This window comes from Amycolatopsis sp. lyj-108 (assembly GCF_046549005.1).
In the GTDB taxonomy this organism is placed as follows: domain Bacteria; phylum Actinomycetota; class Actinomycetes; order Mycobacteriales; family Pseudonocardiaceae; genus Amycolatopsis.
In genome coordinates this window covers 962264-987827 of record NZ_JAJPWQ010000001.1, presented here as the reverse complement: position 1 = coordinate 987827, position 25564 = coordinate 962264, and the positions used below count along the sequence as shown (strand labels likewise).

24 protein-coding genes are annotated in these 25564 nt (G+C 68.3%); 11 read left to right on the top strand and 13 right to left on the bottom strand.

What is annotated here, in order from left to right; all coding sequences use genetic code 11:
- Position 1 precedes the first annotated feature (1 nt).
- The 6 genes from ACLJO0_RS04840 to ACLJO0_RS04815 all read right to left on the bottom strand — a co-directional run bounded on the left by ACLJO0_RS04840 (position 2) and on the right by ACLJO0_RS04815 (position 8411).
- Positions 2–1711, bottom strand: coding sequence for a hydantoinase B/oxoprolinase family protein (locus ACLJO0_RS04840; protein ID WP_410576716.1), 1710 nt, complete (start codon positions 1709–1711; stop codon positions 2–4).
- Complete coding sequence (locus ACLJO0_RS04835) at positions 1708–3768, bottom strand: hydantoinase/oxoprolinase family protein (RefSeq protein WP_410576715.1); 2061 nt, start codon at positions 3766–3768, stop codon at positions 1708–1710. Before ACLJO0_RS04835 ends, ACLJO0_RS04840 begins: the two co-directional genes overlap by 4 nt.
- A complete protein-coding gene (locus tag ACLJO0_RS04830) occupies positions 3765–5396 on the bottom strand; it encodes a thiamine pyrophosphate-binding protein (protein ID WP_410576714.1) in 1632 nt (543 codons plus the stop codon). The genes ACLJO0_RS04835 and ACLJO0_RS04830 overlap by 4 nt, the downstream gene beginning before the upstream one ends.
- A gap of 240 nt (positions 5397–5636) precedes the next feature.
- Positions 5637–6263 (bottom strand): MSMEG_1061 family FMN-dependent PPOX-type flavoprotein, encoded by a 627-nt coding sequence (locus ACLJO0_RS04825; protein WP_410576713.1) that lies wholly within the window; start codon positions 6261–6263, stop codon positions 5637–5639.
- Positions 6256–7413, bottom strand: a complete 1158-nt coding sequence (locus ACLJO0_RS04820) for an NAD(P)/FAD-dependent oxidoreductase (RefSeq protein WP_410576712.1) — start codon at positions 7411–7413, stop codon at positions 6256–6258. Before ACLJO0_RS04820 ends, ACLJO0_RS04825 begins: the two co-directional genes overlap by 8 nt.
- A gap of 17 nt (positions 7414–7430) precedes the next feature.
- Complete coding sequence (locus ACLJO0_RS04815) at positions 7431–8411, bottom strand: glutathione S-transferase family protein (RefSeq protein ID WP_410576711.1); 981 nt, start codon at positions 8409–8411, stop codon at positions 7431–7433.
- 95 nt (positions 8412–8506) lie between these two features.
- Here ACLJO0_RS04815 and ACLJO0_RS04810 point away from each other — a divergent pair, with 95 nt between their 5' ends.
- Positions 8507–9883 carry a WS/DGAT/MGAT family O-acyltransferase gene (locus ACLJO0_RS04810; RefSeq protein WP_410576710.1) on the top strand — a complete coding sequence of 459 codons (1377 nt, stop codon included), beginning with the start codon at positions 8507–8509 and terminating at the stop codon, positions 9881–9883.
- Between the two features lie 67 nt (positions 9884–9950).
- Here the strand turns inward: ACLJO0_RS04810 and ACLJO0_RS04805 are convergent, their stop codons facing one another.
- Entirely contained in the window at positions 9951–10937 is a 987-nt protein-coding gene (locus tag ACLJO0_RS04805; protein WP_410576709.1) for a PQQ-dependent sugar dehydrogenase, read from the bottom strand.
- A 315-nt stretch (positions 10938–11252) separates the two neighbouring features.
- On the opposite strand from ACLJO0_RS04805, the gene pqqA reads away from it, so the two are divergent.
- From pqqA to pqqB, 5 genes are all read left to right on the top strand, one after another.
- Complete coding sequence (pqqA, locus tag ACLJO0_RS04800; protein ID WP_007033797.1) at positions 11253–11348, top strand: pyrroloquinoline quinone precursor peptide PqqA; 96 nt, start codon at positions 11253–11255, stop codon at positions 11346–11348.
- Between the two features lie 77 nt (positions 11349–11425).
- Positions 11426–12115, top strand: a complete 690-nt coding sequence (gene pqqC / locus ACLJO0_RS04795; protein ID WP_410576708.1) for a pyrroloquinoline-quinone synthase PqqC — start codon at positions 11426–11428, stop codon at positions 12113–12115.
- Positions 12116–12117: 2 nt separating this feature from the next.
- Positions 12118–12390, top strand: a complete 273-nt coding sequence (gene pqqD / locus ACLJO0_RS04790) for a pyrroloquinoline quinone biosynthesis peptide chaperone PqqD (RefSeq protein ID WP_125788472.1) — start codon at positions 12118–12120, stop codon at positions 12388–12390.
- Positions 12381–13463, top strand: coding sequence for a pyrroloquinoline quinone biosynthesis protein PqqE (gene pqqE / locus ACLJO0_RS04785; protein WP_410576707.1), 1083 nt, complete (start codon positions 12381–12383; stop codon positions 13461–13463). The genes pqqD and pqqE overlap by 10 nt, the downstream gene beginning before the upstream one ends.
- On the top strand, positions 13460–14323 hold the full coding sequence (gene pqqB, locus ACLJO0_RS04780; RefSeq protein ID WP_410576706.1) for a pyrroloquinoline quinone biosynthesis protein PqqB: 864 nt from the start codon (positions 13460–13462) through the stop codon (positions 14321–14323). Before pqqE ends, pqqB begins: the two co-directional genes overlap by 4 nt.
- Here the strand turns inward: pqqB and ACLJO0_RS04775 are convergent.
- Complete coding sequence (locus ACLJO0_RS04775) at positions 14320–15294, bottom strand: aldo/keto reductase (protein WP_410576705.1); 975 nt, start codon at positions 15292–15294, stop codon at positions 14320–14322. The two genes, pqqB and ACLJO0_RS04775, sit on opposite strands and share 4 nt — an antisense overlap.
- 107 nt (positions 15295–15401) lie before the next feature.
- On the opposite strand from ACLJO0_RS04775, the gene ACLJO0_RS04770 reads away from it, so the two are divergent.
- Both ACLJO0_RS04770 and ACLJO0_RS04765 read left to right on the top strand, forming a co-directional pair.
- On the top strand, positions 15402–15920 hold the full coding sequence (locus tag ACLJO0_RS04770) for a helix-turn-helix domain-containing protein (RefSeq protein ID WP_410576704.1): 519 nt from the start codon (positions 15402–15404) through the stop codon (positions 15918–15920).
- On the top strand, positions 15917–17137 hold the full coding sequence (locus tag ACLJO0_RS04765) for an MFS transporter (RefSeq protein WP_410576703.1): 1221 nt from the start codon (positions 15917–15919) through the stop codon (positions 17135–17137). The genes ACLJO0_RS04770 and ACLJO0_RS04765 overlap by 4 nt, the downstream gene beginning before the upstream one ends.
- 44 nt (positions 17138–17181) lie before the next feature.
- Here ACLJO0_RS04765 and ACLJO0_RS04760 read toward each other — a convergent pair whose 3' ends face one another.
- Together ACLJO0_RS04760 and ACLJO0_RS04755 are read right to left on the bottom strand one after the other, a co-directional pair.
- On the bottom strand, positions 17182–18558 hold the full coding sequence (locus ACLJO0_RS04760; protein ID WP_410576702.1) for an amidase: 1377 nt from the start codon (positions 18556–18558) through the stop codon (positions 17182–17184).
- 7 nt (positions 18559–18565) lie between these two features.
- Complete coding sequence (locus ACLJO0_RS04755) at positions 18566–19555, bottom strand: D-2-hydroxyacid dehydrogenase (protein ID WP_410576701.1); 990 nt, start codon at positions 19553–19555, stop codon at positions 18566–18568.
- Positions 19556–19653: 98 nt separating this feature from the next.
- On the opposite strand from ACLJO0_RS04755, the gene ACLJO0_RS04750 reads away from it, so the two are divergent.
- Genes ACLJO0_RS04750 through ACLJO0_RS04740 form a run of 3 tightly spaced genes read left to right on the top strand, consistent with a single transcriptional unit; the run spans position 19654 to position 21905 of the window.
- A complete protein-coding gene (locus tag ACLJO0_RS04750; RefSeq protein WP_125792037.1) occupies positions 19654–20394 on the top strand; it encodes an Asp/Glu/hydantoin racemase in 741 nt (246 codons plus the stop codon).
- Positions 20395–20438: 44 nt separating this feature from the next.
- Positions 20439–21209: a maleate cis-trans isomerase gene (locus ACLJO0_RS04745; RefSeq protein ID WP_410576700.1), complete on the top strand. Its 771-nt coding sequence runs from the start codon at positions 20439–20441 to the stop codon at positions 21207–21209.
- Between the two features lie 3 nt (positions 21210–21212).
- The gene (locus tag ACLJO0_RS04740; RefSeq protein ID WP_125788462.1) at positions 21213–21905 is read left to right on the top strand and encodes a GntR family transcriptional regulator; all 693 of its coding nucleotides are present in this window, start codon (positions 21213–21215) and stop codon (positions 21903–21905) included.
- A 4-nt stretch (positions 21906–21909) separates the two neighbouring features.
- On the opposite strand, the gene ACLJO0_RS04735 is transcribed toward ACLJO0_RS04740, so the two are convergent.
- From ACLJO0_RS04735 to ACLJO0_RS04725, 3 genes are all read right to left on the bottom strand, one after another.
- Entirely contained in the window at positions 21910–22386 is a 477-nt protein-coding gene (locus tag ACLJO0_RS04735) for a DUF4262 domain-containing protein (protein WP_125792035.1), read from the bottom strand.
- A gap of 635 nt (positions 22387–23021) precedes the next feature.
- Entirely contained in the window at positions 23022–24083 is a 1062-nt protein-coding gene (locus ACLJO0_RS04730) for a tartrate dehydrogenase (protein ID WP_410576699.1), read from the bottom strand.
- Positions 24080–25543: an NAD-dependent succinate-semialdehyde dehydrogenase gene (locus ACLJO0_RS04725; RefSeq protein ID WP_410576698.1), complete on the bottom strand. Its 1464-nt coding sequence runs from the start codon at positions 25541–25543 to the stop codon at positions 24080–24082. The genes ACLJO0_RS04730 and ACLJO0_RS04725 overlap by 4 nt, the downstream gene beginning before the upstream one ends.
- Between the last annotated feature and the right edge of the window lie 21 nt (positions 25544–25564).

The following is a 25564-nucleotide window of genomic DNA, read 5'->3' as shown; positions in this document are numbered from 1 at the left end:
CTCATCTCTTCCCTCTCGACGAAACCGCTGTGTAGTCCTCCGGAAGCCGCACCAGCGCCCCGGGTTCTCCGTGATAGGTGACTTCGACGCCGTACAGTTCGCGCGCGGCTTCCGCCGACACGTATCCGTCGACGACGTCGGCGAGCACAGCCTCCGGCTCCCGTTCGCACGGGTCGCCGTAACCGCCGCCGCCGGGCAGGACCACGTCCACGACGTCGTCCGGACGCAGGTTCACCCGGCTCTTCGACGGCAAGGGACCACGGGCGAGCTCGAACCGGCCCACCGCGCCGTCGTGTCCCGAGTCCACACCGGACGCCGGCCGGAGCACCCGGTCGACGTTCCCGTTGACACTCCACGAGATCTCACCGTGGGCGGCCATCGTGGTGCACTGACCGAGGCCGCCGCGCCATCGCCCGGCACCTCCGGAGTCCGTGCGCAGCACGCGTTCGCGCTGGATCAGCGGCGCCATCGTCTCGATGACCTCCGTCGGCGTGGACCGCAGCCCGCTCGGGAAGCCGGTGGTGCTGAGACCGTCCTTGGTGGCCCGTGCGCCGATCCCGCCGGTCTGGAAGACGTTGAGCATGAACTCGCGTCCACTGGCGTCGGCGCCACGCCAGATCGTCATCCACAACGCGTCCGCGCTGTGCGCCAAGGCGTTGCCGGGCAAGGCTTCGTGCAGCGCGGTGATCAACAGTGACGGCAGGAAGTGCCCGATCAGATGGCGGGAGGCGACCGGCGCGGGCGGCGCGCAGTTGAGCACCGAGCCCTCCGGCGCAGTGACGTGCACCGGCCGGAACGAGCCCGCGTTGTGCGGTACCTCCGGCGAAATGGCGGCCTTGACCGCGAACGAGGCATAAGCCCGGGTGTAGTTCAGGACGACGTTGATCCCGCGGCGGCTCTGCGGCGACGATCCGGCGAAATCGAGGTGGATCTCTTCGCCGACGATGGTCACCGCGACCTTGAGGACGACCTCTTCGTCGTCGAAGCCGTCGGTCACCAGTTCGCTGGTGTACGTACCGTCCGGCAGTTTCGCCAGCGCGTCCCGCAGAGCCCGCTCGGAGCGGTTCATGATCTCGGCGGCGACGTCGTCCAACGAATCGAGATCGAATTCCTCCAGCAGCCGCACCAGGCTGGCGGCACCGACCTCATTCCCGGTCACCTGCGCGTACAAGTCGCCGATGGTCTCTTCCGGCGTGCGGACGTTCGCGCGGATCAGCAGTTCGAGATCCGCGTTGACCTCGCCCGCGCGGAGGAACTTCATGATCGGCAGGCGCAAACCCTCTTCGAAGACCTCGTTGGCCTCGGCCGAGACCAGCCGCCCGCCGATGTCCGGTGCGTGGCAACAGGAAGCGAACCACGCGACCAGCCGTCCCCGCAGGAAGACCGGCGTGGCGACGGTGATGTCGTTGATCTGCCCTGCCGTCTGCCACGGGTCGTTGGTGAGCAGGACGTCGCCCGGCTCCAGGGTCTCCGGCGGGTACGCGGCGACGAAGTGGTGCATCCCGGTCGCCATCGCGTTGATGTGGCCGGGGGTCCCGCCGACGGACTGGCCGATCATCTCGCCGTGCGAGTCGAACACCGCGCAGGCGAGATCGAGAGATTCCCGCACCACGGAGGAGAACGCCGTGTTGACGAGCGCGTTCTGCTGTTCGGCCAGGATCGAATGCAGCCGGTTTCCCAGCACCCCCACCAGGATCGGGTCGACGCTCATACCGTCACCACCAGGCCCGCGTCCGCGCCGACAACACAGTTCGCGCCCGGCGGGACGACCACGGTGGACTCGCGTTCCTCCACAATGGCCGGTCCTTCGACGCGATCGCCCGGCTTGAGGCGATACCTGTCGAACACCGCCGTGTCGACAAAGCCACCCGCGGCGGGAAAGTACGCCGGACGGCTCCCCTTGCGCGCGTCACCCTCGACCTCGGCGCCCGCGAGTTTCAGCGTGACCTCGGGTGCCGGACCGCGGGAAACGACACGCCAGTTGAGCACCTCGATCGCGACGTCCGGCCCGGTCCGCCGATACAACGTCCGATAGGTTTCGGTGAACGCGTCGACCAGCGAATCCGGCCAGTTCCCCCGCTCGACCGGTACGCGGATCTCGTAGCCCTGCCCGGAGTACCGCATCTCGGCGATCCGGCGGTGCGCCACCTCCGCACCGTCCACACCGGACTCCTCCAGCAGTTCCCTTCCTTCGGCCTCCATCTCGGCGAACAGCGCGTCGACCTGATCCCAGGACAGGTCGAGTACCGCCGCACGCGCCGAACGCACGAAGTCGAAGGCCAGTGGCGCGGTGAGGAATCCCGCCGCGCTCAGCACCCCGGCCGCGCTCGGCGCGACCACCTCGGGCGCGCCGAGCGCCCGCGCCACACCGACCCCGTGCACCGGCCCGGCGCCGCCGAAGGTGAACATCGGCAGCTTCGCCGGATCCTTGCCGCGCTCGACGGCGTGGACGCGGGCGGCGTTGGCCATGTCCTCGTTGACGCTGGTGTGGATGCCCCAAGCGGCCTCTTCGACACTGACGCCGAGTGGGTCCGCGATCTTCGAGCGGATCGCCTCACGCGCGCCTTCGGCGTCCAAAGTCATTCCACCGCCGAGGAAATACCCCGGATCCAGGTAGCCGAGCACGAGGTCCGCGTCGGTCACCGTCGGCTCGGTGCCGCCTCGTCCGTAACAGACCGGACCGGGCTCGGACCCCGCCGAATCCGGCCCGACGGTGAGCAGGCCGAGCGCGTCGATGCGGGCGATCGAGCCGCCGCCGACGCCGATCTCGATCATGTCGATGACCGGCACCTTGACCGGCAGCCCGGATCCCGGCAGCAGCCGGTACTTCCGGTCCACTTCGAATTCGTGCGTCACCAGCGGCGCGCCGTCGGAGATCATGCACAGTTTCGCCGTCGTGCCGCCCATGTCGAAGGCCAGCAGATCCCCGGTCCCCGCCGCGGATCCGATCGCGGACGCGGCCAGCGCCCCGCCCGCCGGTCCGGATTCGAGGATGCGGATCGGGTGGCGCGCGGCGGTGTCGACGGTCGCGATCCCGCCGTTGGACAGCATGATGTGCGGCGACGGCCGCACCCCGGCCTCGTGCAGACGCCGTTCGAGATCACGGAGATAGCGTTCGGTCAAATCCTGGACATACACGTTCGCGACCGTGGTCGACGCGCGTTCGAACTCGCGGATCTCGGGGACGACCTCGCTGGACAGCGCGACCCGGAGCCGGGGCGCGACGTCCTTGAGCACCTCGGCGGCCCGCTGTTCGTGCGCGGGATTCGTGAAGGCGTGCAGGAAACAGATCGCCACCGCGTCGATCCCGCGGGCGTCGAGTTCGCGGCCGAGCCGCGCGACGTACTCCTCGTCCAGTCCTGTGTGGACCGCCCCGTCGGCGAGGATCCGCTCGGGGACGTCGAACCGCAGGTGACGCGGCACCAGCGGGGTGGGAAGCTCGATGAGCAGGTCGTACAGTTCGTACCGATGCTCGCGCCGCATCTCCAGCACATCGCGGAAACCGGCCGTCGCCAGCAGGGCGGTGCGCGCTCCCTTGCGCTCGATCAGCGCGTTCGTGACCAGCGTGGTCCCGTGCACGAACTGCTCGACGTCGCCGGCGTGCAGCCCGGCGTCGGCGAGTGTCCTCTTGAGACCTTCCTCCACCGCGCGAGCGGGCTCGTCGTGCGTCGTCAGCACCTTGCCGACGGCGACGACACCGGTCTCGTCGAGCACGCAGAGATCGGTGAACGTACCGCCGATGTCCACGCCGACGCGGAGCCCGGTCACGGGGATTCCTTGCGGTACCAGCGGGGCGAGGTGTTGAGCGGCGGCGCCATCTTCGCGCGGACGACGAGCACGTTCGGCTCGTCGGACTCGATGAACTCGGCGAGCAGCCGCCGGAACGCGCGCCCGAACCCGGACACCCGGTCCGCGTGCACGCCGAAGGACCTCGCCAGGCCGACGAAATCGGGACTGTCCCAGTCGACACCCCGGCGCGGGAGCCCGGCCCGGTCCTGGTCGTACCGAAGCATCCCGTAACCGCCGTCGTCGACGATGATCACCGTGACCGGCAACTGCTCCTGCGCCATCGTGGCGAGATCACCGCAGGCGAACAGGAAACCGCCGTCACCACTGACGCAGATCGCGCGGCCGGTGCCCGCCGCGCCGGCACCGAGCGCGGCCGGGAAGCCGTAACCGAGGGTGCCCCAGCCCATCGGATACGCGAGCTTGCGCGGCGCGCGGACACGGTGGAAGCCGCCGATCCAGTAGCCGGCCACGCACATGTCCGCGACCACGACGGCGTCGGCCGGCAGCACCTCGTCCAAAGTGGACAGCAGATCCGCGGCCTGTGGCTCCTCTTCCTTGATCCGCTGCCGGACCCGGGCGGAGACCTTGGCGAGCCTGCCGACGAGCGCCGCGATACCGGGCCGTTCCTCGACCTTGAGCGCCTCGGTGAGCACCCGGGCGTCCCCGACCAGTGTGATGTCCGGCTGGTAGTTCTTGGCGGCGTCGTCCGGGTCGACGTTGATCGCGATGAGCTTCTTCGGCTGCGGCATCAGCCAGTTCTGCGTCATCAGCCCGTCGAAGTCGGTGCCGATGGCGAGGACGACGTCGGCCTCGTCCCACAGCGCCCCGACTTCGGGCGCGTGCACCGGATTCGGGGCGAGACAGGGATGATCGACCGGCAGGAGCCCGCGAGCGCCGAACGTGGTGAGCACCGGCGCGGCCAGCCGTTCGGCGAGTTTCCCGATCACCTCACCCGCCTCGGCGCGCAGCGCGCCCCCTCCCGCCCAGATCAGCGGCCGGTCTGCGGTGGCAAGGAGCGCCTCGGCCTCGGTGAGGTCCGGGATCTCGGCGGGCCGGGCGTGCGACCTCGGCGGACGACGGGCGGGCGTCCGCACCGACAGGAAGTCGGCCGGGATGCCGAGGTAGACCGGCCCGCTCTGCGGCTGGAGCGCGAGCCTGGCCGCGCGGTGGAGCGTCGCGGCGACCTGGTCGGCGCTCGAGACGGTGAACCCGGCCTTGGTGACCGGCGCGAACATCGCCTGCTGATCCGACGTCTCGTGCAGCACGCCGCGAACCACGCCGGGCCGCCGTAGCGTGGAGGGGATGTCGGTCGCGATGACCAGCACCGGCGCCGCCGACGCCATGGCCTCGCCGACGGCGGCGAGCGTGTTCGCCGCACCGGGCCCCGTGGTCACCAACGCGACGCCGAGCTTGCCGGTCGCGCGGGCGTAACCGTCCGCCGCGTACCCGGCCGTCTGCTCGTGCCGGACCCCGACGAGCCGGATGTCCGTATCGGCCAGCGCCTCCCATAACGGCAGGTTGTGCACCCCAGGGAGACCGAAGACGACTTCGGTCCCCAGAGCGGTCAGCGCGTCGGCGAGATGCTGGGCTCCGGTGGGTGCAGGCACCCCGCCGATAGTGCCAGATCGTTCAACGATCCAGCAACCATCGCAGCCGGGCCGCGTGAGCAGTAGGGACGGTTAACGCAAAGGTGTCGGGTCGCGGGGGTTCACTCGCGGCCGTGAGGCGACCGTGTCGCGAAAGCCACTTTCGGGACCCCAGGCGTCGCGAAAGTGGCTTTCGCGACGCATCTCGACCTTCGCAACGAGCCAACCTTGCTTACCCCTCAAGAGAACTGCCCCTGCCACTCACGAGTACAACCCGGCCGAGTAGGCGGCAGGGGCGTAGTAAGCCTCGAGGTCGGCCAAGCTCTCCTCCGGCCGTTCGAAGGTCTTGGCGATCGCCGCGCGGGACGGCAGCGCGCCGGGCGCCCAACTCTCCGGCGACCAGAGCTTCGACCGCATGAACGCCTTCTGGCAGTGGTGGAAGATCTCGTCGATGTCGACCACCAGCGCCAGCTTCGGACGGCTGCCCTTCACGATCATGTCGTCGAAGAACGGCGCTTCCCGCACGAGCCGTGCGCGGCCGTTGATCCGCAGTGTGTCGCCGCGGCCGGGGATCAGGTAGATCAGCCCGACGTGCGGGTTCGACAGCACGTTGCGGAACCCGTCGGCACGCCGGTTGCCGGGGCGCTCCGGGATGGCGATCCGCGTGTCGTCCAGCACCAGCGTGAACCCGGCGGGGTCGCCCTTCGGCGAAACGTCGCAGGTGCCGTCGGCCGCCGACGTCGCGATCAGCACGAACGGTGACTCCGCGAGCCACTGGCGGTCCATCTCGTGCAGCTTCGGACGCGCCTTGTTCGCGGTCCGCTCCAGCGGCGGCGGCAGGATCTCGCGCAACTCGGCCTCGGTGGTGACTTCGACGAACTCAGACAATGTTGTGCTCCCTCGTCACGGCCCGGTCACCGGCGAACCGGCGGACGTCGAGCCCGGTGATGTCGATGGCCGGGACCCGCCCCAGGTAGAGGTCCCGCACGAGCTCCCCCACCGCCGGGCCCATCTGGAACCCGTGTCCCGAAAAGCCGGTCGCGTAGAAGAACCGCGACAGGAGGACGCTTTCCCCCACGATCTGGTTGCGGTCGGGGGTGACCTCGTACAGCCCGGCCCAGCCGCCGCGGATCCCCGCGTCGAGTACCGCGGGCACCCGGCGCGCGGCGATTTCGGCGAGTTTCGGCAGCCAGTCGCCGGGCTGGTAGCGGGTGTCGAAGCCGGGATCGCCGTCACCGTCGCAGAAGGACATCGCCAGGCCGAGGCCCTCGCGGTGGAAATAGAAGGCGGACGGCATCTCGATGGTCAGCGGCACGGATCCGGGCAGGTCCGCGACCGGGCCGGTGAACACGACCTGCCGCCGGAACGGCCGCACCGGGAGGTCGACGCCCGCGAGTTCACCGATCCGCCCCGACCACGCGCCCGCCGCGCAGACCACCGCGTTCGTCCGCACGAAGCCTTCGCCGGTCAGGACACCGGTGATCTCGTCGCCGTCGCGTTCGATCCCGACGACTTCGACGCCCGTCCTCAGCACCGCGCCGTGCCCGCGGGCCGCCCGCGCGTAGCCCTGGACCGCGGAGTCCGGTGTCGCCTTGGCGTCGTCCGGCGACCACAAGGCCGCGATCACGCCGTCGGTGTCGATCAGCGGTGAGAACCGCCGCGCTTCGGCGGGCTCGACGAGCCGGCTGCGGACGCCGTAGGAGTTCTGCAGTTCGGCGCAGCGCTCGAATTCGGGCAGGTCGGCCGGGTCGGTGACCAGGTACAGGTAGCCGTCGCGGCGGAAGTCGATCTCGGTCCCGTACGTCTCGGCGAAGGAGGCGTACTCGGCCAGCCCGCGCAGCCCGATCTCGATGTTGACCCGGGTGGTGAACGACGACCGGATCCCGCCCGCGGCCTTCGCCGTCGAGCCCCCGCCGAGGCTCCCGCGTTCGAGCAGCAGCACCGAGACCCCGGCCGCGGCGAGCCGGTACGCGCAGCTGACCCCGACGATGCCGCCGCCGATCACGACGACGTCGGCGCGTTCGGGAAGTGGCTCCATCTCCTGTCCCCGATCCGTTAGTCCTCGGGCGGCGGTCCCGGCGGCGTGCCGTCGCCGAACGGGCGCCCGCCCAGCTGCTCCCGGTGGTGCGGCGCCGTCCAGCCGGACAGGTCCGGTCCCAGTGGGACGATCCGCGTCGGGTTCACCTGCTCGTGCACCGCGTGGTAGTGCCGCTTGATGTGGTCGAAGTCGACGGTGTCACCGAAACCCGGCGTTTGGAAGAGGTCACGGGCGTAGGCCCACAGCACCGGCATTTCGGTCAGTTTGTTCCGGTTGCATTTGAAATGCCCGTGATAGACCGGATCGAAGCGGACGAGCGTGGTGAACAGCCGGATGTCCGCTTCGGTGATCGTGTCACCGACGAGGTAGCGCTGCTTTTCCAGGCGCTCGGAAAGCACGTCCAGCATGGCGAAGAGCCGGGTGTACGCGTCCTCGTACGCGGCCTGTTTGGTCGCGAAACCGGCTTGGTACACAGCGGCGTTGACGTCCGCGTAGACGCCCACGTTGACGTCGTCGATCTCGGCACGCAGTCGCTCCGGGTAGAGATCGGGCGCGCCGGGCCGGTGGAGACTGGTCCATTCGGTGGACAGATCCAGGGTGATCTGTGGATAGTCGTTGCTCACGAGCCGCTTGCTCGGAATGTCCACAATGGCCGGGACGCTGATGCCTCCCATGTAGTGCGGGTCGGCCGCGTGATAGGCCTCGGCCAGGTACTTGATGCCGAGTACCGGATCCCGGTCATCGGGATCGAGGGTGAACCGCCAGCTCTTCTCGTCCTGGATCGGGTCGGCGACGGCCACGCTCAGCGCGGACTCGAGGCCGAGCAGCCGCCGGACGATCAGCCCGCGGCTCGCCCAGGGACAGGCCCGGCTGACCACCAGCCGGTATCTCCCCGCCTCCACCGGCCAGCCGTCACGGCCGTCGGCGGTGACACGCGCGTCGAAATGGTTGGCGGACCGACGGAACTCACCAGTCTGCGGATCGGTCGGGATCGTCATGTGAGCCACCCTAAAGCGTGAGATGGTGGTTTCGGTGTGCGTAAACTCTGGCACCCGGCGTGCTCACACGCCGCCGCGCGGAAGGTGGTCCGACGATGCCGTTCATGCCCGTGACCGACTCGATGTTCCTTCTCGTCGAGACGCGCGAACATCCGATGCACGTCGGCGGGCTGCAACTGTTCAAGAAACCCGAGGACGCCGGACCCGACTACCTGCGTGACATCCGCCGGAAACTGCTCGATTCCGACAACATGCGCCCGGTGTTCCGGCGCCGTCCCGCCCGGCCGGTCAGCACCGCGGGCCACCTCGCCTGGTCGACCGACACCGAACTCGAACTCGACTACCACTTCCGGCATTCGGCGCTGCCCCAGCCCGGCCGGATCCGTGAACTGCTGGAGCTGACCGGACGCTGGCACAGCACCCTCCTCGACCGGCATCGCCCGCTGTGGGAGATCCACCTGGTCGAGGGGCTGCAGGACGGCCGGTTCGCGATCTACAGCAAGATCCACCACGCGCTGATGGACGGCGTCTCGGCGCTGCGGCATCTGCAGGGCACGCTGTCGGACGACCCGTTCGACCTCGACTGCCCGCCGCCGTGGGGCTCCCGGCCCAAACCCGAGAGCGGCCGCAACGGCAAGGCGTCACCCTCGCTGTTCCAGACCATGGGCAAGACGGTCAACCAGCTCGCCGGTATCGCGCCCGCCGCGATGAAGGTGGCGCGCGAGGCGTTCCAGGAGCACACTCTGACGCTGCCTTCGCAGGCGCCGAAGACGATGTTCAACGTCCCGATCGGCGGTGCCCGGCGGTTCGCGGCGCAGTCGTGGTCGCTGGACAGGGTACGCAAGATCGCCACGGCGGCCGGGGTGTCGCGCAACGACGTCGTCCTCGCGATGTGCTCGGGAGCGCTGCGGGACTACCTGATCGAACAGAACGCGCTCCCCGACGCACCGCTGACCGCGATGGTCCCGGTTTCCCTGCGGCGCAAGGACAGCGGGGACGCGGCGGGGAACAACATCGGCGCGCTGCTGTGCAATATGGCCACCCACCTGAGCGATCCGGCCGCGCGGCTCGCGGCGATCAACGCGTCGATGCGGAACGGGAAGAAGCTGTTCTCGGAGCTGACCCCGCTGCAGACACTGCTGCTGTCGGGGATCAACGTCGCCCAGCTCGGCGTGTCGCCGATCCCCGGTTTCGTGAACAACACGAAACCGCCGTTCAACCTGGTGATCTCCAATGTGCCGGGGCCGCGCAAGCAGATGTACTGGAACGGCGCGTCGCTCGACGGCATCTACCCGGCGTCGGTGCTGCTCGACGGGCAGGCGCTGAACATCACGCTGACCAGCAACGGGGACAACCTGGACTTCGGCGTCACCGGCTGCCGCCGCAGCGTCCCGCATCTCCAGCGCATCCTGACCCACCTGGACACCGCGCTGGTCGAACTCGAACACGCGGTCTCCCTGCCCCGCGTCTGACCCCCGCAATTCGTCACCTGGTTGCGATGCCGGACCGCCGCAACCAGGTGACGAATTGCGTCAGGGGCTAGCTGCCGTCGGAGACGTAGAGAGCGCCCGGGGTGATCGTGTACAGCTGGCCGTCCGGGCCCGCGACCGCGTCACGCGTGCGGCCGAGGTTGGTCCAGAGCTTGCCGCCGTTGCCGTTCAGGTCGAGCTTGTACGTGCCGCCCTTGAGCGAAGCCATGTACAGCGAGCCCTTGTAGGCCGCGAGCCCGCTCGGCGTCGCCGAAGACGTCGGCCAGGCCTTGACCGGGTTGGTCATCCCCGCCGTGTTGCACGGTCCCTCGCAGGTCGGCCAGCCGTAGTTCTTGCCAGACTCGATCTTGTTCAGCTCGTCGAGCCTGTTGGCGCCGATGTCGGAGACGTACAGCTGACCGTTCGCCCAGGTCAGGCCCTGGACGTTGCGGTGGCCGTAGGAGTAGACGCGGCTGTTGAACGGATTGCCGGGCGCGGCCGCGCCGTCGGTGGTGACGCGCAGGACCTTGCCGCCGAGGGAATTCTTGTTCTGCGCGTTGGCGCCGTTCTGGCCGTCGCCGGTGCCCGCGTAGAGGTAGCCGTCCGGCCCGAACCTGATCCGGCCGCCGTGGTGGTACTGCGAACCACGCGGGATGCCGGTGACGATCGGTGTCGGCGCCTGGCCCAGCTTCAGCTTGGCGATCCGGTTGTCGGAACTGGTCGTGTAGTAGATGAAGACCGTCTGGTCGGTGGCGTAGTTCGGCGAGACGGCGATGCCGAGCAGGCCGGCCTCCGCGGTGACGCTCACCCCGGGGATGGTCTGGACCGTGGTGACCTTGCCCGCCTTGTCGATCTTGCTGATCGTCTTGGCGTCCTTCTGCGTGAAGAGACCGGTGCCGTCGGGCAGGAAGTCGATCGACCACGCCTGGTTGAGGCCGCTCGCGAGTTGTCTGATCGCCTGGACGGACGGCGCTTCGGCGGCCGCCGCCGGAACGGCCGCGATCGACACGGCCGTCGCGGCGGCGAACGTGGCGGCGAGAGTACGACGTAAGGACATGGGACGCCTCCTTCAGCTACACCCCTGGAGCTCGGATGGCGGCGGTAGGCGGGTGGTCGGGGTGCACCCGTCGAGTTGGATACAAACACACCACAGGACGAAACGGACACCACTGGACGGGCTATCGACAGCGCCCGCCGTTAACCGTTATGTGCGCCGAGCGTGACGATCGGGGCGGCTCGATCGGCCATAGGTAGGAAACTTTACAAAACACCTCCGGAAGTCGGTCCTTACGTCTGGTCAGAATCGGCGGCCCGCTTCTAGGGTGACGGTGGCTCGGCCCTGTTCGATCCCATGTGGACGTTAGGAGCGGAAATGATCGAAACCATCGAGGTATGGACCACCCCCGACTTCGTCGAGTACGAAACCCCCATGGAGGTCACCGCCTACGCGGCCCGCATGGAGGACTGACTTCACATCCGGTGGTGGGGGCCGTCCCCCCACCACCGCGCCGCCGTCCCGATCAGCGAGCCGTTGGAGGCAGCACGGTGTCCCCCCTGTCGTCGTCGGAGTTCATCGCGGCCTTGCGCGGGCTTTCGCACCGCTATTGGGGCACCCACCCGTTCCACGAGCGGATGCACCGCGGCGACCTGTCCGAGTACGAGCTGAAGATCTGGGCCGCGAACCGCTGGTACTACCAATGCGTGCTCCCGCAGAAGGACGCGGCGATCATCAGCAACTGCCCGTTGCCGGAAATACGCCGGGAATGGCTCGACCGCATCGTCTATCACGACGGGGCGAAGGCAGGCGACGGCGGAACCGAGCGGTGGCTCCGCTTGTGCACCGCGGTCGGGCTCGACCGCGAAGAGGTTCTCGATCAGCGGCACGTCGCCCCCGGCGTACGGTTCGCCGTCGACGCCTACGTGACTTTCGCCCGCACGAAACCTTGGCTCGAAGCGGTCGCTTCGGGGCTGACCGAAATGTTCGCCGGCCATCTCATGCAGCGGCGGGTCGCCGACGTGCTGGCGAACTATTCGTGGATCGCGCGGGAAGACCTCGCCTATTTCACCAACCGCATCGACAAGGTCTCCGGCGAGGGCAAGGGAACGCTCGACATCGTCGTGCGGCACGCCGTCACCCGCGAGCAGCAGGAGAAGGCGATCGCCGCGCTCTCTTTCAAGACCGACGTGCTCTGGTCCATGCTCGACGCCATCGAGCGCGCCGCGGCCAAGGAGTAGCGATGAGCACCCTCGAAATGGGCTCGGTGCCGCGGCTGCGGCGCGGGGTCCGGCTGAGTTATGACCAGACCCGGGAAACACACGTCCTCCTGTTCCCCGAAGGCGTACTCGTCCCGAATCCGACCGCTGCCGCCGTACTCAAGCTCTGCGACGGCGTCGAAGACGTCGCGGCGATCGCTTCGGCGTTGCGCGAACGCTATTCCGGTGTGCGCGAGGAAGAGATCCTGGACGTCCTGTCCCGGCTGGGAGAACGGCGGATCGTCGAATGGACCTGAAAACCGCGGCGCCACCACTGGGCATGCTCGCCGAGCTGACCCACCGCTGCCCGCTGCACTGTCCGTACTGTTCGAATCCGGTCGAACTGATCGCCCGTGACGGCGAACTGTCCACAGAGGAATGGATCTCCGTGCTCTCGCAGGCGCGGGAGCTCGGCGTGCTCCAGGTGCACATGTCCGGCGGTGAGCCACTCGCCAGGCCGGACCTGCCCGTCCTGGTCGAACACGCCGCGAAACTGGGTTGCTACGTGAACCTGGTGACGTCCGGGCTCGGCCTGACCGAGTCCAGATTGGACGATCTCGTCGAACGCGGCATCGCGCACATCCAGCTTTCCGTCCAGGGCGCGACAGCCGAACGCGCCGACCGGCTCGCCGGCGCACGGGCCCACGACCGGAAACTGATCGCCGCCGAGCTGATCAAGAAGGCCGGGCTGCCGCTTTCGGTGAACGTCGTCCTGCACCGGCAGAACCACGATCAGCTCGCCGGGATCATCACCCTCGCCGAGGAAATGGGCGCGGACCGGCTCGAACTGGCCAACACGCAGTACTACGGCTGGGCCCTGCGCAACCGTGACGCCCTGATGCCGACCCGGCGGCAACTCGACGAGGCCGAGCCGATCGTGCGCGCGGCCACCGAACGACTGCGCGGCCGCATGGAGATCATCTACGTCGTCGCCGACTACTACGAGCGGTACCCGAAGCCCTGCATGTACGGCTGGGGCGCACGGCAGCTGACCGTGGCACCCGACGGGAACGTGTTGCCGTGTCCCGCTTCGACGGCGATCGAGACGTTGGAATTCGACAACGTACGGGACAGACCGCTGGCGTGGATCTGGTACGAGTCCAGCTCCTTCAACGCCTATCGCGGTGAGGATTGGATGCCGGACAGCTGCGGCACCTGCGAGCGGCGCGCGATCGACTTCGGCGGCTGCCGGTGCCAAGCGTTCCAGCTCACCGGCGACGCCGCGGCCACGGACCCCGTGTGCTCGCGTTCACCACAGCGCGACGTCGTCGACCTCATCCTCGCCACACCCCCGAAAACGGACGAACTCGTGATGCGCGGGCCGCGATGAGGGTGATCCTGCTCGGCACCGCGGCGGGCGGCGGATTCCCGCAATGGAACTGCGCCTGTGCGCTGTGCGTTTCGAACGCGCCGCCGCGGACGCAGGACTGTGTCGCGGTGAGCGCGGACGGCGAGGGCTGGTACCTGCTCAACGCGTCGCCGGACATCCGCGCGCAGATCCTCGCCACGCCACCGCTGCGTGCCGGGCCAGGGCCGCGGGAGATCCCGCTGCGCGGGGTGTTGCTCACCGACGCCGAGCTCGATCATTCACTCGGCTTGCTTCTGCTGCGCGAAGCGGGCGGGCTCCCGGTGTGGGCACCGGACGCTGTCCTTCTCGCGCTCTCCGAACAGTTCCCCGCGCGGTCGATCATCGACGGCTACGGCGGCTGGGACTGGCTTCCGTCGTCGGAGATCGCCATCGACGGCCTTCGGGTGAGCGTGCTTCCTGTGAGTGACAAGCGGCCGAAGTACGCGCGTTCGTCCACTGAGGACGGGCCATGGGTGGTGGCGTACCGGATCGAAGACGTCCAGACCGGCGGCGTCCTCGTGTACGCGCCTTGCCTGAAGAGCTGGCCGGACGGCTTCGACGAGTTCACGCGCGACGCCGGCCTGGTGTTGCTGGACGGAACTTTCTTCGCGCCGGACGAGATGTCGGGCGCCACCGCGGCCGAGGTCGGCGACGGCGCCCAGCTGGCGATGGGACATCTGCCGATCACCGGAAGTCTCGCGAAGCTGCGGCCCGGCCCGCGATGGGCGTACACGCATCTGAACAACACGAACCCGGTGATCGACCCCGCCTCGCCGGAGCACGCCGCCGTCCTGGACGGCGGCGCCTCGCTTCCCTTGGACGGTACCGAATTCAAGCTCTAGACGATGCCTTCCGGACTCGCGCCCGACACCGGGACGGCGCCGGCGGTGAGCCGATCGATCTCCGCGAGATCGTCCGCTGGCAGGTCGACGTCGGCCGCGGCGAGACTGGCCTCGATATTGGCCGCCTTGCGCGCGCCCACGATCGCGACATGCACGCCCGGCTGGGCGAGCGTCCACGCGATCGCGAGCTGACCGACCGAGATCCCCTTGCCCGCGGCGAATTCCTTCAGCCGGTCGACGACGGCGAGATTGCGCCGGAAGGTCTCCCCGGTGAACGCGGAAGACCGGGAACGCCAATCGGTCTTCTCGAACGTCGTCTCCGGCGTGAAGGAACCGGTCAGCAGGCCACTGCCCAGTGGGCTGTACACGAGCACGCCGATGTCGTTCTCCCGCGCGTACGGCAGCGGATCGGTTTCGATGTCCCGGCGGAACAGGTGATACGGCGGCTGCAAGGTTTCCACCGGACGGGTCCGGTCGAAGGCGGCCAGCCCCGCGGCGTCGTAGTTCGAGACACCGATGTGCCGGATCTTCCCGGCGTCGACGAATTCCTGCAGGATCGCCGCGGTCTCCTCGGCCGGCGCGCCGGGATCTGGCCAGTGGATCTGGTAGAGGTCGATGTGGTCGACGTCGAGGAAACGAAGGCTGTCCTCGATTCCCTGTGCCAGCCACTCGCGCCGGGAATCGCGCGGCCGTTCGGAACGCGGCTTGATTCCGCCTTTCGTGGCGATGACGAGGTTGTCGCGGTCGCGCTTGAGTTCTTCGCGCAATGCCTTCCCGAGCATCGCTTCGGACTTCCCGAAACCGTAGGCCTGGGCGGTGTCGAAGAAGTTGACCCCGAGTTCGCGGGCGTGGTGGATCGCGGCGATGGCCGCGTCCTCGTCGAAGGAACCCCAGTCCCCGCCGAGCTGCCAAGTGCCGAAAGCGACCCTCGAAACTTCGAGACCGCTCCTGCCCAATGTCGTCGTACGCATACCTTCAGCAGAGCACAGACGCCGGTTCACCGCACCGGATCTCCCGGCCAACGAAACCCCCAAATAACTGTTTGACGGTCGGCGTCCCGGCAGTCGATACTCGCTTCATGTCCGAGTCTCCCGGCCTCGACGGGCTGCGTGTCCTCGCCCATCCCGTACGGCTGCGCATTCTGTCGCTTTTGACCGGTGTCGCGATGAGTGCGGCCGAGGCCGCGCGCGAACTCGGTGAGACACAAGCGAATGTCAGCTATCACTTGCGACGGCTCCACGAGGCCGGACTGCTCGACGTCGTCGAGGAGGTCCGGATCCGAGGCGGGCTGGCGAAGCGCTACCGGCACGATCCGGAGTCCGGAGCCCATTTCACGTCGGCGAATCCGCGGGAGAAGCAGCTTCTCCTCGCGACAATGGCCGAAGAACTCAAGCGCCGCAGCGAATTCCGTGCCCTGGGCGAACGCGCGTCGACGACCGACGCCGAGATGTGGGTCGACCGCGAGACCTGGGAGAAGGCGCTCGCACACGCGCACGAACTGAGCAGGCTGCTGCACTCGGCCGCGCGGCCGCCCCGCACCCGGGGCACCATCCCGGTCAGCGCGACGGTGTCCCTGTTCGAAATGACGCGATCGTGACATCGCTGCGCGAACCCCTCCGCCACCACAACTTCCGCTGGCTGATCGGCGGCCGCACGTTCGGGGAGTTCGGCAACGCCGTCGCCCCGCTCGCGCTGGCGTTCGCGGTGATCGACCTGACCGGTTCGGCCGTCGACATCGGCATCGTCGTGGGTGCGCGGTCGGTGGCGAGCGTGGTCCTGCTGCTGTTCGGCGGGGTGCTGGCGGACCGCCTGCCGCGTTCGGTGATCCTGCAGGGCACCGAACTCGCCGCCACCGTGACCCAGGCCGTCATCGCGACGAGTGTCCTTTGTGGATTCGCGTCGATCCCGCTGCTGGTCGGCCTCAGCGTGGTCAACGGCGCGGTGTCCGCGATCTCCGCCCCCGCCTCGGCGTCGCTCACTCCGTTGACGGTGCCCGCGGCATTGCTGGCACCGGCCAACGCCCTCGGCAGGCTGCTCTCGAACTCCGGCCGGATCGCCGGCGCCGGCCTCGGCGGCATTCTGGTCACCGCGGTCGGCCCCGGCTGGGCGCTCGGCGGGAACGCGCTGCTGTTCCTGGGCTCCGCCCTGTCCTACCGGCGTATCCGCCTCAGCCGCCGGGAACGGATCCCCGGCAGCCGCCCGCTGGCGGAACTCGTCGAAGGCTGGCGCGAGTTCCGGTCACGGACCTGGGTGTGGGTCGTGGTCGTGCAGTTCATGGTGGTGAACGCGGTCATCGCCGGCGGGATCGCGGTACTCGGTCCCGTCGTCGCCGACAGCAGTTTCGGCCGCTCCGGCTGGGGGTTCGCCCTCGCCGCGCAGACGATCGGCTCACTCGTCGGCGGGATCCTCGTGGCTCGATGGCAGCCGCGGCGCGCGCTGTTCGTCGGCGTCGCGGTGATCCTTTTCGAAGCGCCGCCGTTGATCCTCCTCGGCCAGGCGCCGTGGCTGCCGCTGCTGCTGGCCGCCATGTTCGTGTCCGGCCTGGCGATCGAGCAGTTCGTGGTCGCGTGGGACGTCTCGCTGCAGGAGAACGTGCCCGAAGAAAAACTCGCGCGCGTCTACTCCTACGACATGCTCGGTTCCTTCATCGCCCTGCCCCTCGGCCAGATGGCGGCCGGACCGGCCGCCCAGCACTTCGGGGTCAGCACGACACTGCTCGCGTGCGCCGCCCTGGTCGTGGCGGCCACCTGTCTCGCACTGTGCAGCGGCCAGGTGCGCGGGCTCGTCCGGAAGACCCACGCCGCCCAGCCCTGACCCCGTGGAAGCGATAGCAAAGGTCCCTTGCTCCTTTCCGCAGGTCACGGCCAGGGACGGACCTCCTCCAGGAGCTTCGCGACCGCGAGGACCAGGTCGTCGGAGTGCCGCGGGCCCACGATCTGCAGACCGACCGGGAGACCTCGAGAGGTGCGGCCCGCCGGGACGCTGATGGCGGGCTGCTGGGTCATGTTGAACGGGTAGGTGAACGGCGTCCAGTCCGGCCAGCCGCTCAGACCACTGCCCGGCGGCACCTCGTGCCCGGCCTCGAAAGCGGGAATCGGGAGGGTCGGCGTGATCAGCACGTCGTAGCGCGTGTGGAACTCGCCCATCAGGATGCCCAGTGCGGCCCGCTCGGCGTTGGCGCCGAGATAGTCACTCGCCGAGAAGGTCTTGCCGAATTCCCACACCTTCAGCAGCCCGGGATCGACCTTCGCCTCCGAACCGGCGGGGAAGGCGTCCAGCCACTTGGCCGCCCCCGTCGACCACAGGATGTCGAAGGCGGGTTTGGGGTCGGTGAAGCCGGGATCGGTCTCCTCGATGTGCAGGCCCGCGTCGCCCAGCGACTGGACCGCCGACTTGACGATCGCCGCGACCTCCGGGTCGACGTCGACGAAACCGAGCGTCGGCGAGTAGGCGGCGATCAGCCCGCGTACGTCCCGGCGGACGGCTTCGCGGTAGGTCGAGACAGGCGGGGCGAGCGCGGCCGGGTCGCGGTGGTCGGGCAGCGAGAGGACGTCGAGGAGCAGTGCCGTGTCATCGACCGAACGCGCCATCGGGCCGGCGTGCGAGAGCGGCCCGAACGGGCTCGCCGGGAACAGCGGGATCCGGCCGTGCGTCGGTTTGAGGCCGACGATTCCGCAGAACGAAGCCGGGATCCGGATCGAGCCACCGCCGTCGGTGCCGACGGAGAGTTCGCCCATCCCCGCCGCGACGGCCGCGGCGCTTCCCCCGCTGGACCCGCCCGCCGTCTTCGACGGGTCGATCGGGTTGCGGGTGATCCCGGTCAGCGTGTTGTCGGTGACACCCTTCCACGCCAATTCCGGCGTCGTGGTCTTTCCCAGCAGTACCAAGCCGTTCTCACGCAGCCGCGCGGTGACCGGGCTGTCGACGTCCCACGGCTGGTTCGGGTCGATGCACCGCGAACCGCGCAGCGTCGGCCAGCCCTGGGTCAGGAACATGTCCTTGATCGAGGCCGGGACACCGTCGAGCCAGCCGATCGGATTACCGTCCCGCCAGCGGATTTCGGACGCTTTCGCCTGTTCGAGCGCGCCATCGGCGTCGACAAGGCAGAAAGCGTTCGTCTCGCCGTCGTGCTCTTCGATGAGACGCAACGCGTTCTGAGTGGCCTCGACCGGCGACAGCTCTCCGGTGGCATACGCGGCCACGAGCTCACTCGCGGTCGACTTGGTGTCGTTCATCCGGCCCCTAACCTTGGCGAAGCGTCTCCGACGGCACGTATCCGAGCTGCTTGTCCACGACGTTGCGCAGCGGCTCCCCCGCGCGCCAGCGACGGAAGTTGTCCGCGAACACCTCTACCAGAGTATTACGCCAGCCGACGAAGTCGCCCGACATATGCGGCGAGATCAGCACGTTCTCCATAGTCCACAAAGGACTCTCGGGCGGCAGCGGCTCGGTGTCGAAGACGTCGAGCGCCGCACCTCCGAGCGAACCGTCCCGCAAGGCGCCGACCAGGTCCGAAGTGATGACCAGTTCGCCGCGGCCGACGTTGACGAACCGCGCGCCGGGTTTCATCGCGGCGAAGGCCCCCGCGTCGAACATGCCCTTCGTCTGCTCGGTCAGCGGCGCGACCGCGACGACGTAGTCCGCCTCGGGAAGATGGCGAGCCAGGTCCGAAGAGGCGTACACGTCTCCGAAGTCGGGATCGCCCTCACGAGGACGGCGTCCGACGCCCGCCACCGACATCCCGGCCGCCCGCAACATCCGCGCGATCGACCGGCCGATCGGCCCGGTGCCCACCACGAGCACCCGGCGACCGGAGATCCGCTCACTCTCCCGGTGCTTCCACTGCCTCCGCCGCTGCAGGTCCCACGAACGGACGAAATCCTTGGCGAACGCGAGGACGACCCCGAGGACGTACTCGGCTATCGCCCCGTCGAACACCCCCCGCGAGTTGGTGAGCACGACGTCGCTCTCCTGCAGCCCGGGGAAGAGCACGGGGTCGACACCCGCGCTGGCGATGTGCAGCCAGCGCAGCCTGTCGGCCGCGTGCCAGGCACCCGGGACGGCGGTCGACAGGAAGTCGTAGACGAAGAACGCGTCCGCACCGGATAACGCATCGGCCAACCCGGCTTCGTCGGTGTAACGAACCACCGCTTCGGCTTCGATAGCGCGCATGTCCGGTGGGCGCGTGTCTCCGCAGAGCACCGCCAGCACAGGGGTCTCCGAGGCGATCACGTTGACACCGTAAAAGTGGCTCGTATGATTGTCAACAATCCGAGGAACGACCCCCGGAGCACCGGACTGTGACTGCAGAAGTTTCCGGAGGCTGAGACTTGGATTTCGACTTACTGGAGTTCGAGGGCCCGTTGGCGCAACGCGGAATCGGCGTCATCGCCCCCTTCGACCTTGCCCTGGAACGCGAGCTGTGGCGCTGGGTGCCCATGGAGGTCTCCCTCCATCTGGCGCGGACGCCGTACGAGCCCGTCCCCGTCAGCATGGAGATGGCCCAGCTCGTCAGTGACAGCAGGCATCTCGCCGCCGCCACGCGAGACGTGCTCCACGTGGAGCCCGAAGTCGTCGCCTATCTGTGCACCTCCGGAAGTTTCGTCAACGGTGTGGACTACGAACGTTCTCTGACCAAGGCGATCTGCGACGCCGGCGCTCCGGACGCCGTCACCACCTCCGGAGCGCTGGCCGAGGTCCTGCACCAGCTCGACCTGCACCGGGTCTCGGTGCTGACGCCCTACGACGGCGACCTGACCGGGAAGCTGCACGACTTCCTGGCCGAGCTCGGCGTCCGCACCGTCTCCAGCGACCATCTCGGCCTGGGCGGCGGCATCTGGAAGGTCAGCTACCGGACCATCGCCGAACGCATCCTCGCTGCCGACCACGCCGACGCGGAAGCCATCTTCGTCAGCTGCACCAACCTCCCCACCTACGATCTGATCGAGCCGCTCGAAAGCGCGCTCGGCAAACCCGTCCTCACCGCGAACCAGCTCACGATGTGGGCCTGCCTCCGGCGGATGAACCTGCCGATCGTCGGGCCCGGCAAGTGGCTGCGGGAGGTCGACTGACCTCTTCCCCTACGATTGTCGACAATCTGCCCTCCGGAGGTCCCGTGCCCATCTCGCCGCTCACCCCACCCGAGCCGCCGTCCGAGACGACCACGATCGGGTTCATCTACCCCGATCACGCGGCCGAAGACGACTACCCGCTCGCGGAACAGCTCCTCGGCGGGGACATGGCCGGGATCAAGCTGCCGGTCGAGCACATCTACGGAACCGATCTGCACGCCGTGCCGGAGCTGCTGGACCTCGGCAGCGAAAGCCGGCTCGCCGACGGCGCCGCGCTGCTGGCCAAACACGAACCGGACGCGGTGGTCTGGGCGTGCACCAGCGGCAGCTTCGTCTACGGCTGGGAAGGCGCCCGCGACCAGGCCGACCGGCTGGCCGCCGTCGCCGGTGTCCCGGCGTCGAGCACCTCCTTCGCCTTCGTCCACGCCGCTCAGGCCCTCGGCGTCCGGCGGGTCGCGGTCGCCGCCAGCTACCCGGACGACGTCGCCCGGCTGTTCGTCGAGTTCCTCGGCGCGGGCGGGGTCGAAGTGGTCTCGATGGGCAGCGCGGACATCGACACCGCCGCCGAGGTGGGCGAACTCAGCCCGGAAGCCGTCGTCGAGCTCGTCGTGAGCCGCGACCACCCGGCCGCCGACGCGCTGCTCGTCCCCGACACCGCCATGCGCACCCTCGGCGAGATCAACACGCTCGAGACCCGGCTCGGCAAGCCGGTGCTGACCGCCAACCAGGTCACCGTCTGGGAGGGCCTGCGGCTCACCGGGAAGTCGCCACTCGTCCGCACACTGGGCGCGCTGTTCGGGAGAAGGGGCAACTGAACCATGTCCTTGCCGGAAATCGAGCCGGTCAGCCGGGAGTCGACCGCCGGGATCATCGCGCGCCAGTTGCGGGACGCGATCATGACCGGCGCTCTCCCTCCCGGCACCCAGCTCGGCGAAACGGATCTGGCCTCCCGGTTCCAGGTTTCGCGGGGACCGCTGCGAGAGGCGATGCAGCACCTCGTTTCCGAAGGGCTCCTGCGCAGCGAGCGGCACCGCGGCCTGTTCGTGATCGACCTCGAACCCGGCGACGTCTACGACATCTATTCGGCGCGCTCGGCCATCGAGCGTGCCGCGATGCTGCGGGCGCTGCGCGGTGACCGGGAACGGGTCGCCACCGAACTCGAACAGGCCGTGAGCGCCATGGCCGCCGCCGCGGACGACGACGATCCGACCGCGCTCTCCTGGGCCGACCTCCGGTTCCACGAAGCGCTGATCGCCGCCTCCGGCAGCAAGCGGCTCGTCCGGATGGCCCGGACCCTGCTGATCGAGACCCGGATGTGCCTCACCGCGCTGCAGGCGACCTATCAGCAGGTCGAAGAACGGGTCACCGAGCACACCAAGATCATCGAGGCCCTCCGGGCAGGCGACGAAGAGACCGCGCTGTCGCTGCTGGAAGCCCATATGGAGGACGCCGTCCAGCGATTGGCCCCGGGAACCAGCCTGCGAGTGGGCGAAGCTCCCGCGGTGCCTTAAGGATTCAGCCACGGCCCCGTGCCCCCAGCACCGGCTGCCCGCCCGTCCCGCCGCGGAACTCCCTGTCCCACGGCCAATTGCCGTGCTCGTCCTCGTAGACCAATTGCAGGGCACGGAATTCCTCGCCGTACATGAGCACGGCGGTGATCAGGTGCGCCGACGGCGAACTGAGCGGAACGACCTCGAATGACGGCCATCCCACCGCGGCGGGCAGCACCTCACCCGCTTCCGGCGGCCCCGACCGGACCACCTGCTTGGCGAAATAGTTCAGCAACTGCCCCGATCTTCGCTCTCTCAGTCCGGTGACGACGAGCTCCGGGAGCCCGGCGTCGGTGAGCCCGACCGTGTACGCGAAACCGGGTTGGGCGCTTCCGCGCTCGACCGTCTGCACCATCCAGCCGTACTTCCGGATCAGCGGACGGACCTCCTCGATAAGGTAGTCGCGGCGGCTCTTCCCGGGGTTGTCGCAATGCCAGCACATCGGCACTCCTCCAGTCGTCGAATCCGATGATCGACACTGTGCACCGGGGCACCGACAAAAACTCGCGGCCCGGGGTGGCGCCCATGCGATGAACGGTCCTTTCGCGACGGGTTTCCCTTTCAGCGCACCATTTTCTTCTTGTCCGAGAAAATCGACAGGGGTCGGATTCACGGGACCGGCGCTCCCGATGTGGCGTTGAGAGCGCTCAGCAGGCCGCCCGAATGCCACTGGCTTACTCCGCAAGGTGAATACGGCGTATTCCTGGGCAGGTTCAGTGTCGCGAAAGCCACTTTGGGGACGCCTGAGGTCTCGAAAGTGGCTTTCGCGACACGGCCGTTAAGGGTGGCTGGCCACTCCAGAGGCGTTAGGGGCGTCTCGGCAGCCAGGCCAGGTTCCCAATGTCGCATCGGAGACGCTCAGTACCCCCAATGCGACATTGGGAACACCGGACCGCGGCGGCATCGAGCCCGCACCGCTCGAAACGCCACGACAGCCACACCTCCCTTAAGTACATGAAGGCCCCCTTCCTTGCGCCTAACGCAAGGAAGGGGGCCTTCATGTACTTAAACCCCGCCCGAAGTCCTGAATGGACCATTCATGACTACCGGGACTTGACACGCCCCTATGCGGATGGTTCAAGATAGAGCGGCGACCACCGCGGACCCGAGTTCGGCGGTGGTGGACTTCCCGCCGAGGTCTGGGGTCTGCACGGTCCCCTCCTCGAGAACCTTTTCCACCGCGACGCGAACATCCTGTGCCGCAAGGGTTTCCCCGAGATGGTCGAGCAGCATCGCCCCCGCCAGGATCTGCGCCACCGGATTCGCGATGCCCTGCCCGGCGATGTCGGGAGCGCTGCCGTGGACCGCCTCGAACATGGAAGGGAACTCACCGGTTGGATTGATATTGCCCGAAGGCGCCATTCCGAGCCCGCCCGTCACGGCCGCCGCCAGGTCGCTCAGGATGTCGCCGAAGAGATTGGAAGCGACCACGACGTCGAGCCGGTCCGGCGCCTGCACCATCCGCGCGGCGAGCGCGTCGACATGGCACTGTTCGGCGTGCACGTCCGGATACTCCGAAGAGATTTCGGCGAAGATCTCGTCCCAGAACGGCATCGAGTGGATGAGTCCGTTGGACTTGGTCGCCGAGCAGACCCGGCCCGTCCGCGTCTTCGCCAGCTCGAAGGCGTAGCGGATGATCCGCTCCACCCCGACCCGCGTGAACACGGATTCCTGTAAGACGAACTCATTTCCCAGGCCACGGTTGTGCCTGCCGCCGATCTCCGAGTACTCGCCCTCGGAGTTCTCCCGGACGATCACCATCTCCAGCTCGTCGGCGTCGCGGCCCGCCAGTGCCGACGTCGTGCCCGGCAGCAGACGGACCGGCCGGAGGTTGACGTACTGACTGAACGCCCGCCGCACCGGAATGAGGAGACCCCACAACGACACATGGTCCGGAACGCCGGGAAAGCCGACGGCGCCGAGAAAGATCCCATCGAAAGCGGAAAGCTGCTCGATACCGTCGTCGGGCATCATCGAGCCGGTCTTGGTGTACCGCTCACAACTCCAGTCGAACTCTTTCCAGGACAAGGAGAAACCATGCGATGCCGCCGCGCGGTCGAGGACCTTGCGGGCCTCGACCGTCACATCGACACCGATCCCGTCGCCGGGAATGCTCGCGATCCGATAAGAAGAAGTCACAGGGCCACCGCGATGTACTTGGTCTCGAGGAACTCCTCGATGCCGACAGTGCCACCTTCACGACCGAGTCCGGACTGCTTGATCCCACCGAAAGGTGCCGCCGGGTTCGAGACCAGCCCTTGGTTGAGGCCGATCATGCCGGCTTCCAACCGTTCCGAAACCCGAAGCGCCCGCTTGAGATCGGAGGTGTACACATAGGACACGAGACCGAACTCGGTGTCGTTCGCCGCCGCGATGGCCTCGTCCTCGCTATCGAACGGGGTGATCGGGGCGACCGGGCCGAAGATCTCCTCCGAAGCGAGCCTGGCGTCCTTGGGCACGTCGGTGAGCACCGTGGCCTGATAGAAGTTGCCTGGACCGTCCACAGTAGACCCACCGGTGAGGACGCGTGCTCCCCGATCGGTGGCGTCGGAGACCAGGCTGCTGACCTTCTCGACGGCGGCTTCGTCGATGAGGGGGCCGACGACGACACCTTCCTCGGTGCCGCGCCCCATCGGCAGGGCTTCCATCCGCTCGGTGAGGCGCCGGGAGAACTCGCCGACGATGCCCCGCTGGACATAGAAGCGGTTCGCGGCCGTGCAGGCCTCACCGATGTTGCGCATCTTGGCGGTCATCGCGCCTTCGATCGCCGCGTCGAGGTCGGCGTCTTCGAAGACGAGGAAGGGGGCGTTGCCGCCGAGCTCCATCGAGGTGCGGAGCACCTTGTCCGCGCACTGTTCCAGCAGCTTCCGCCCGACGCCGGTCGAGCCGGTGAAGGACAGCTTCCGGGCACGGCCGTCCCGGATCAGCGGCTCCATCACGCCGCCGGAGTCCGACGTCGTGAGCACGTTCAGCACACCTTCCGGCAATCCCGCTTCGGCGAGGATCGCCGCGAGGGCCAACATCGAAAGCGGGGTCTGAGCAGCGGGTTTGATGATCATCGTGCAGCCGGCCGCGACGGCGGGACCGATCTTGCGGGTGCCCATCGCCATGGGGAAGTTCCACGGCGTGATCAGGAGGCACGGCCCGACGGGCTGCTTCGTCACCAGGAAGCGACCCGACCCGTTGGGCGCGACGGCGTAGCCGCCGTCGATCCGGACGGCCTCTTCCGCGAACCAGCGGAAGAACTCGGCCGCGTAGGTGATCTCGCCCTTCGATTCCACGAGCGGCTTGCCCATCTCGAGCGTCATCAGCAGCGCGAGTTCGTCGGCGCGCTTGATCAGCAGTTCGTAGGCGCGGCGCAGGATCTCCCCGCGTTCACGCGGGGCGACGTTCGCCCAGTCGGCCTGTGCGGCGACGGCCGCGTCGAGTGCGCTGACACCGTCCGCCGGTGACGCGTCGGCCACCTCGCACAGGGCTTCGCCTGTCGAAGGGTCGAGGACGGGGAAGGTCTTCCCGTCCGTGGCGGGCACCCACTTGCCGCCGATGAACAGTTCCTTGCCGACCGCCTTGACTACGCCGGCCTCACTGATCGAGCTCATCCCAACGCTCCTCCATGTTGT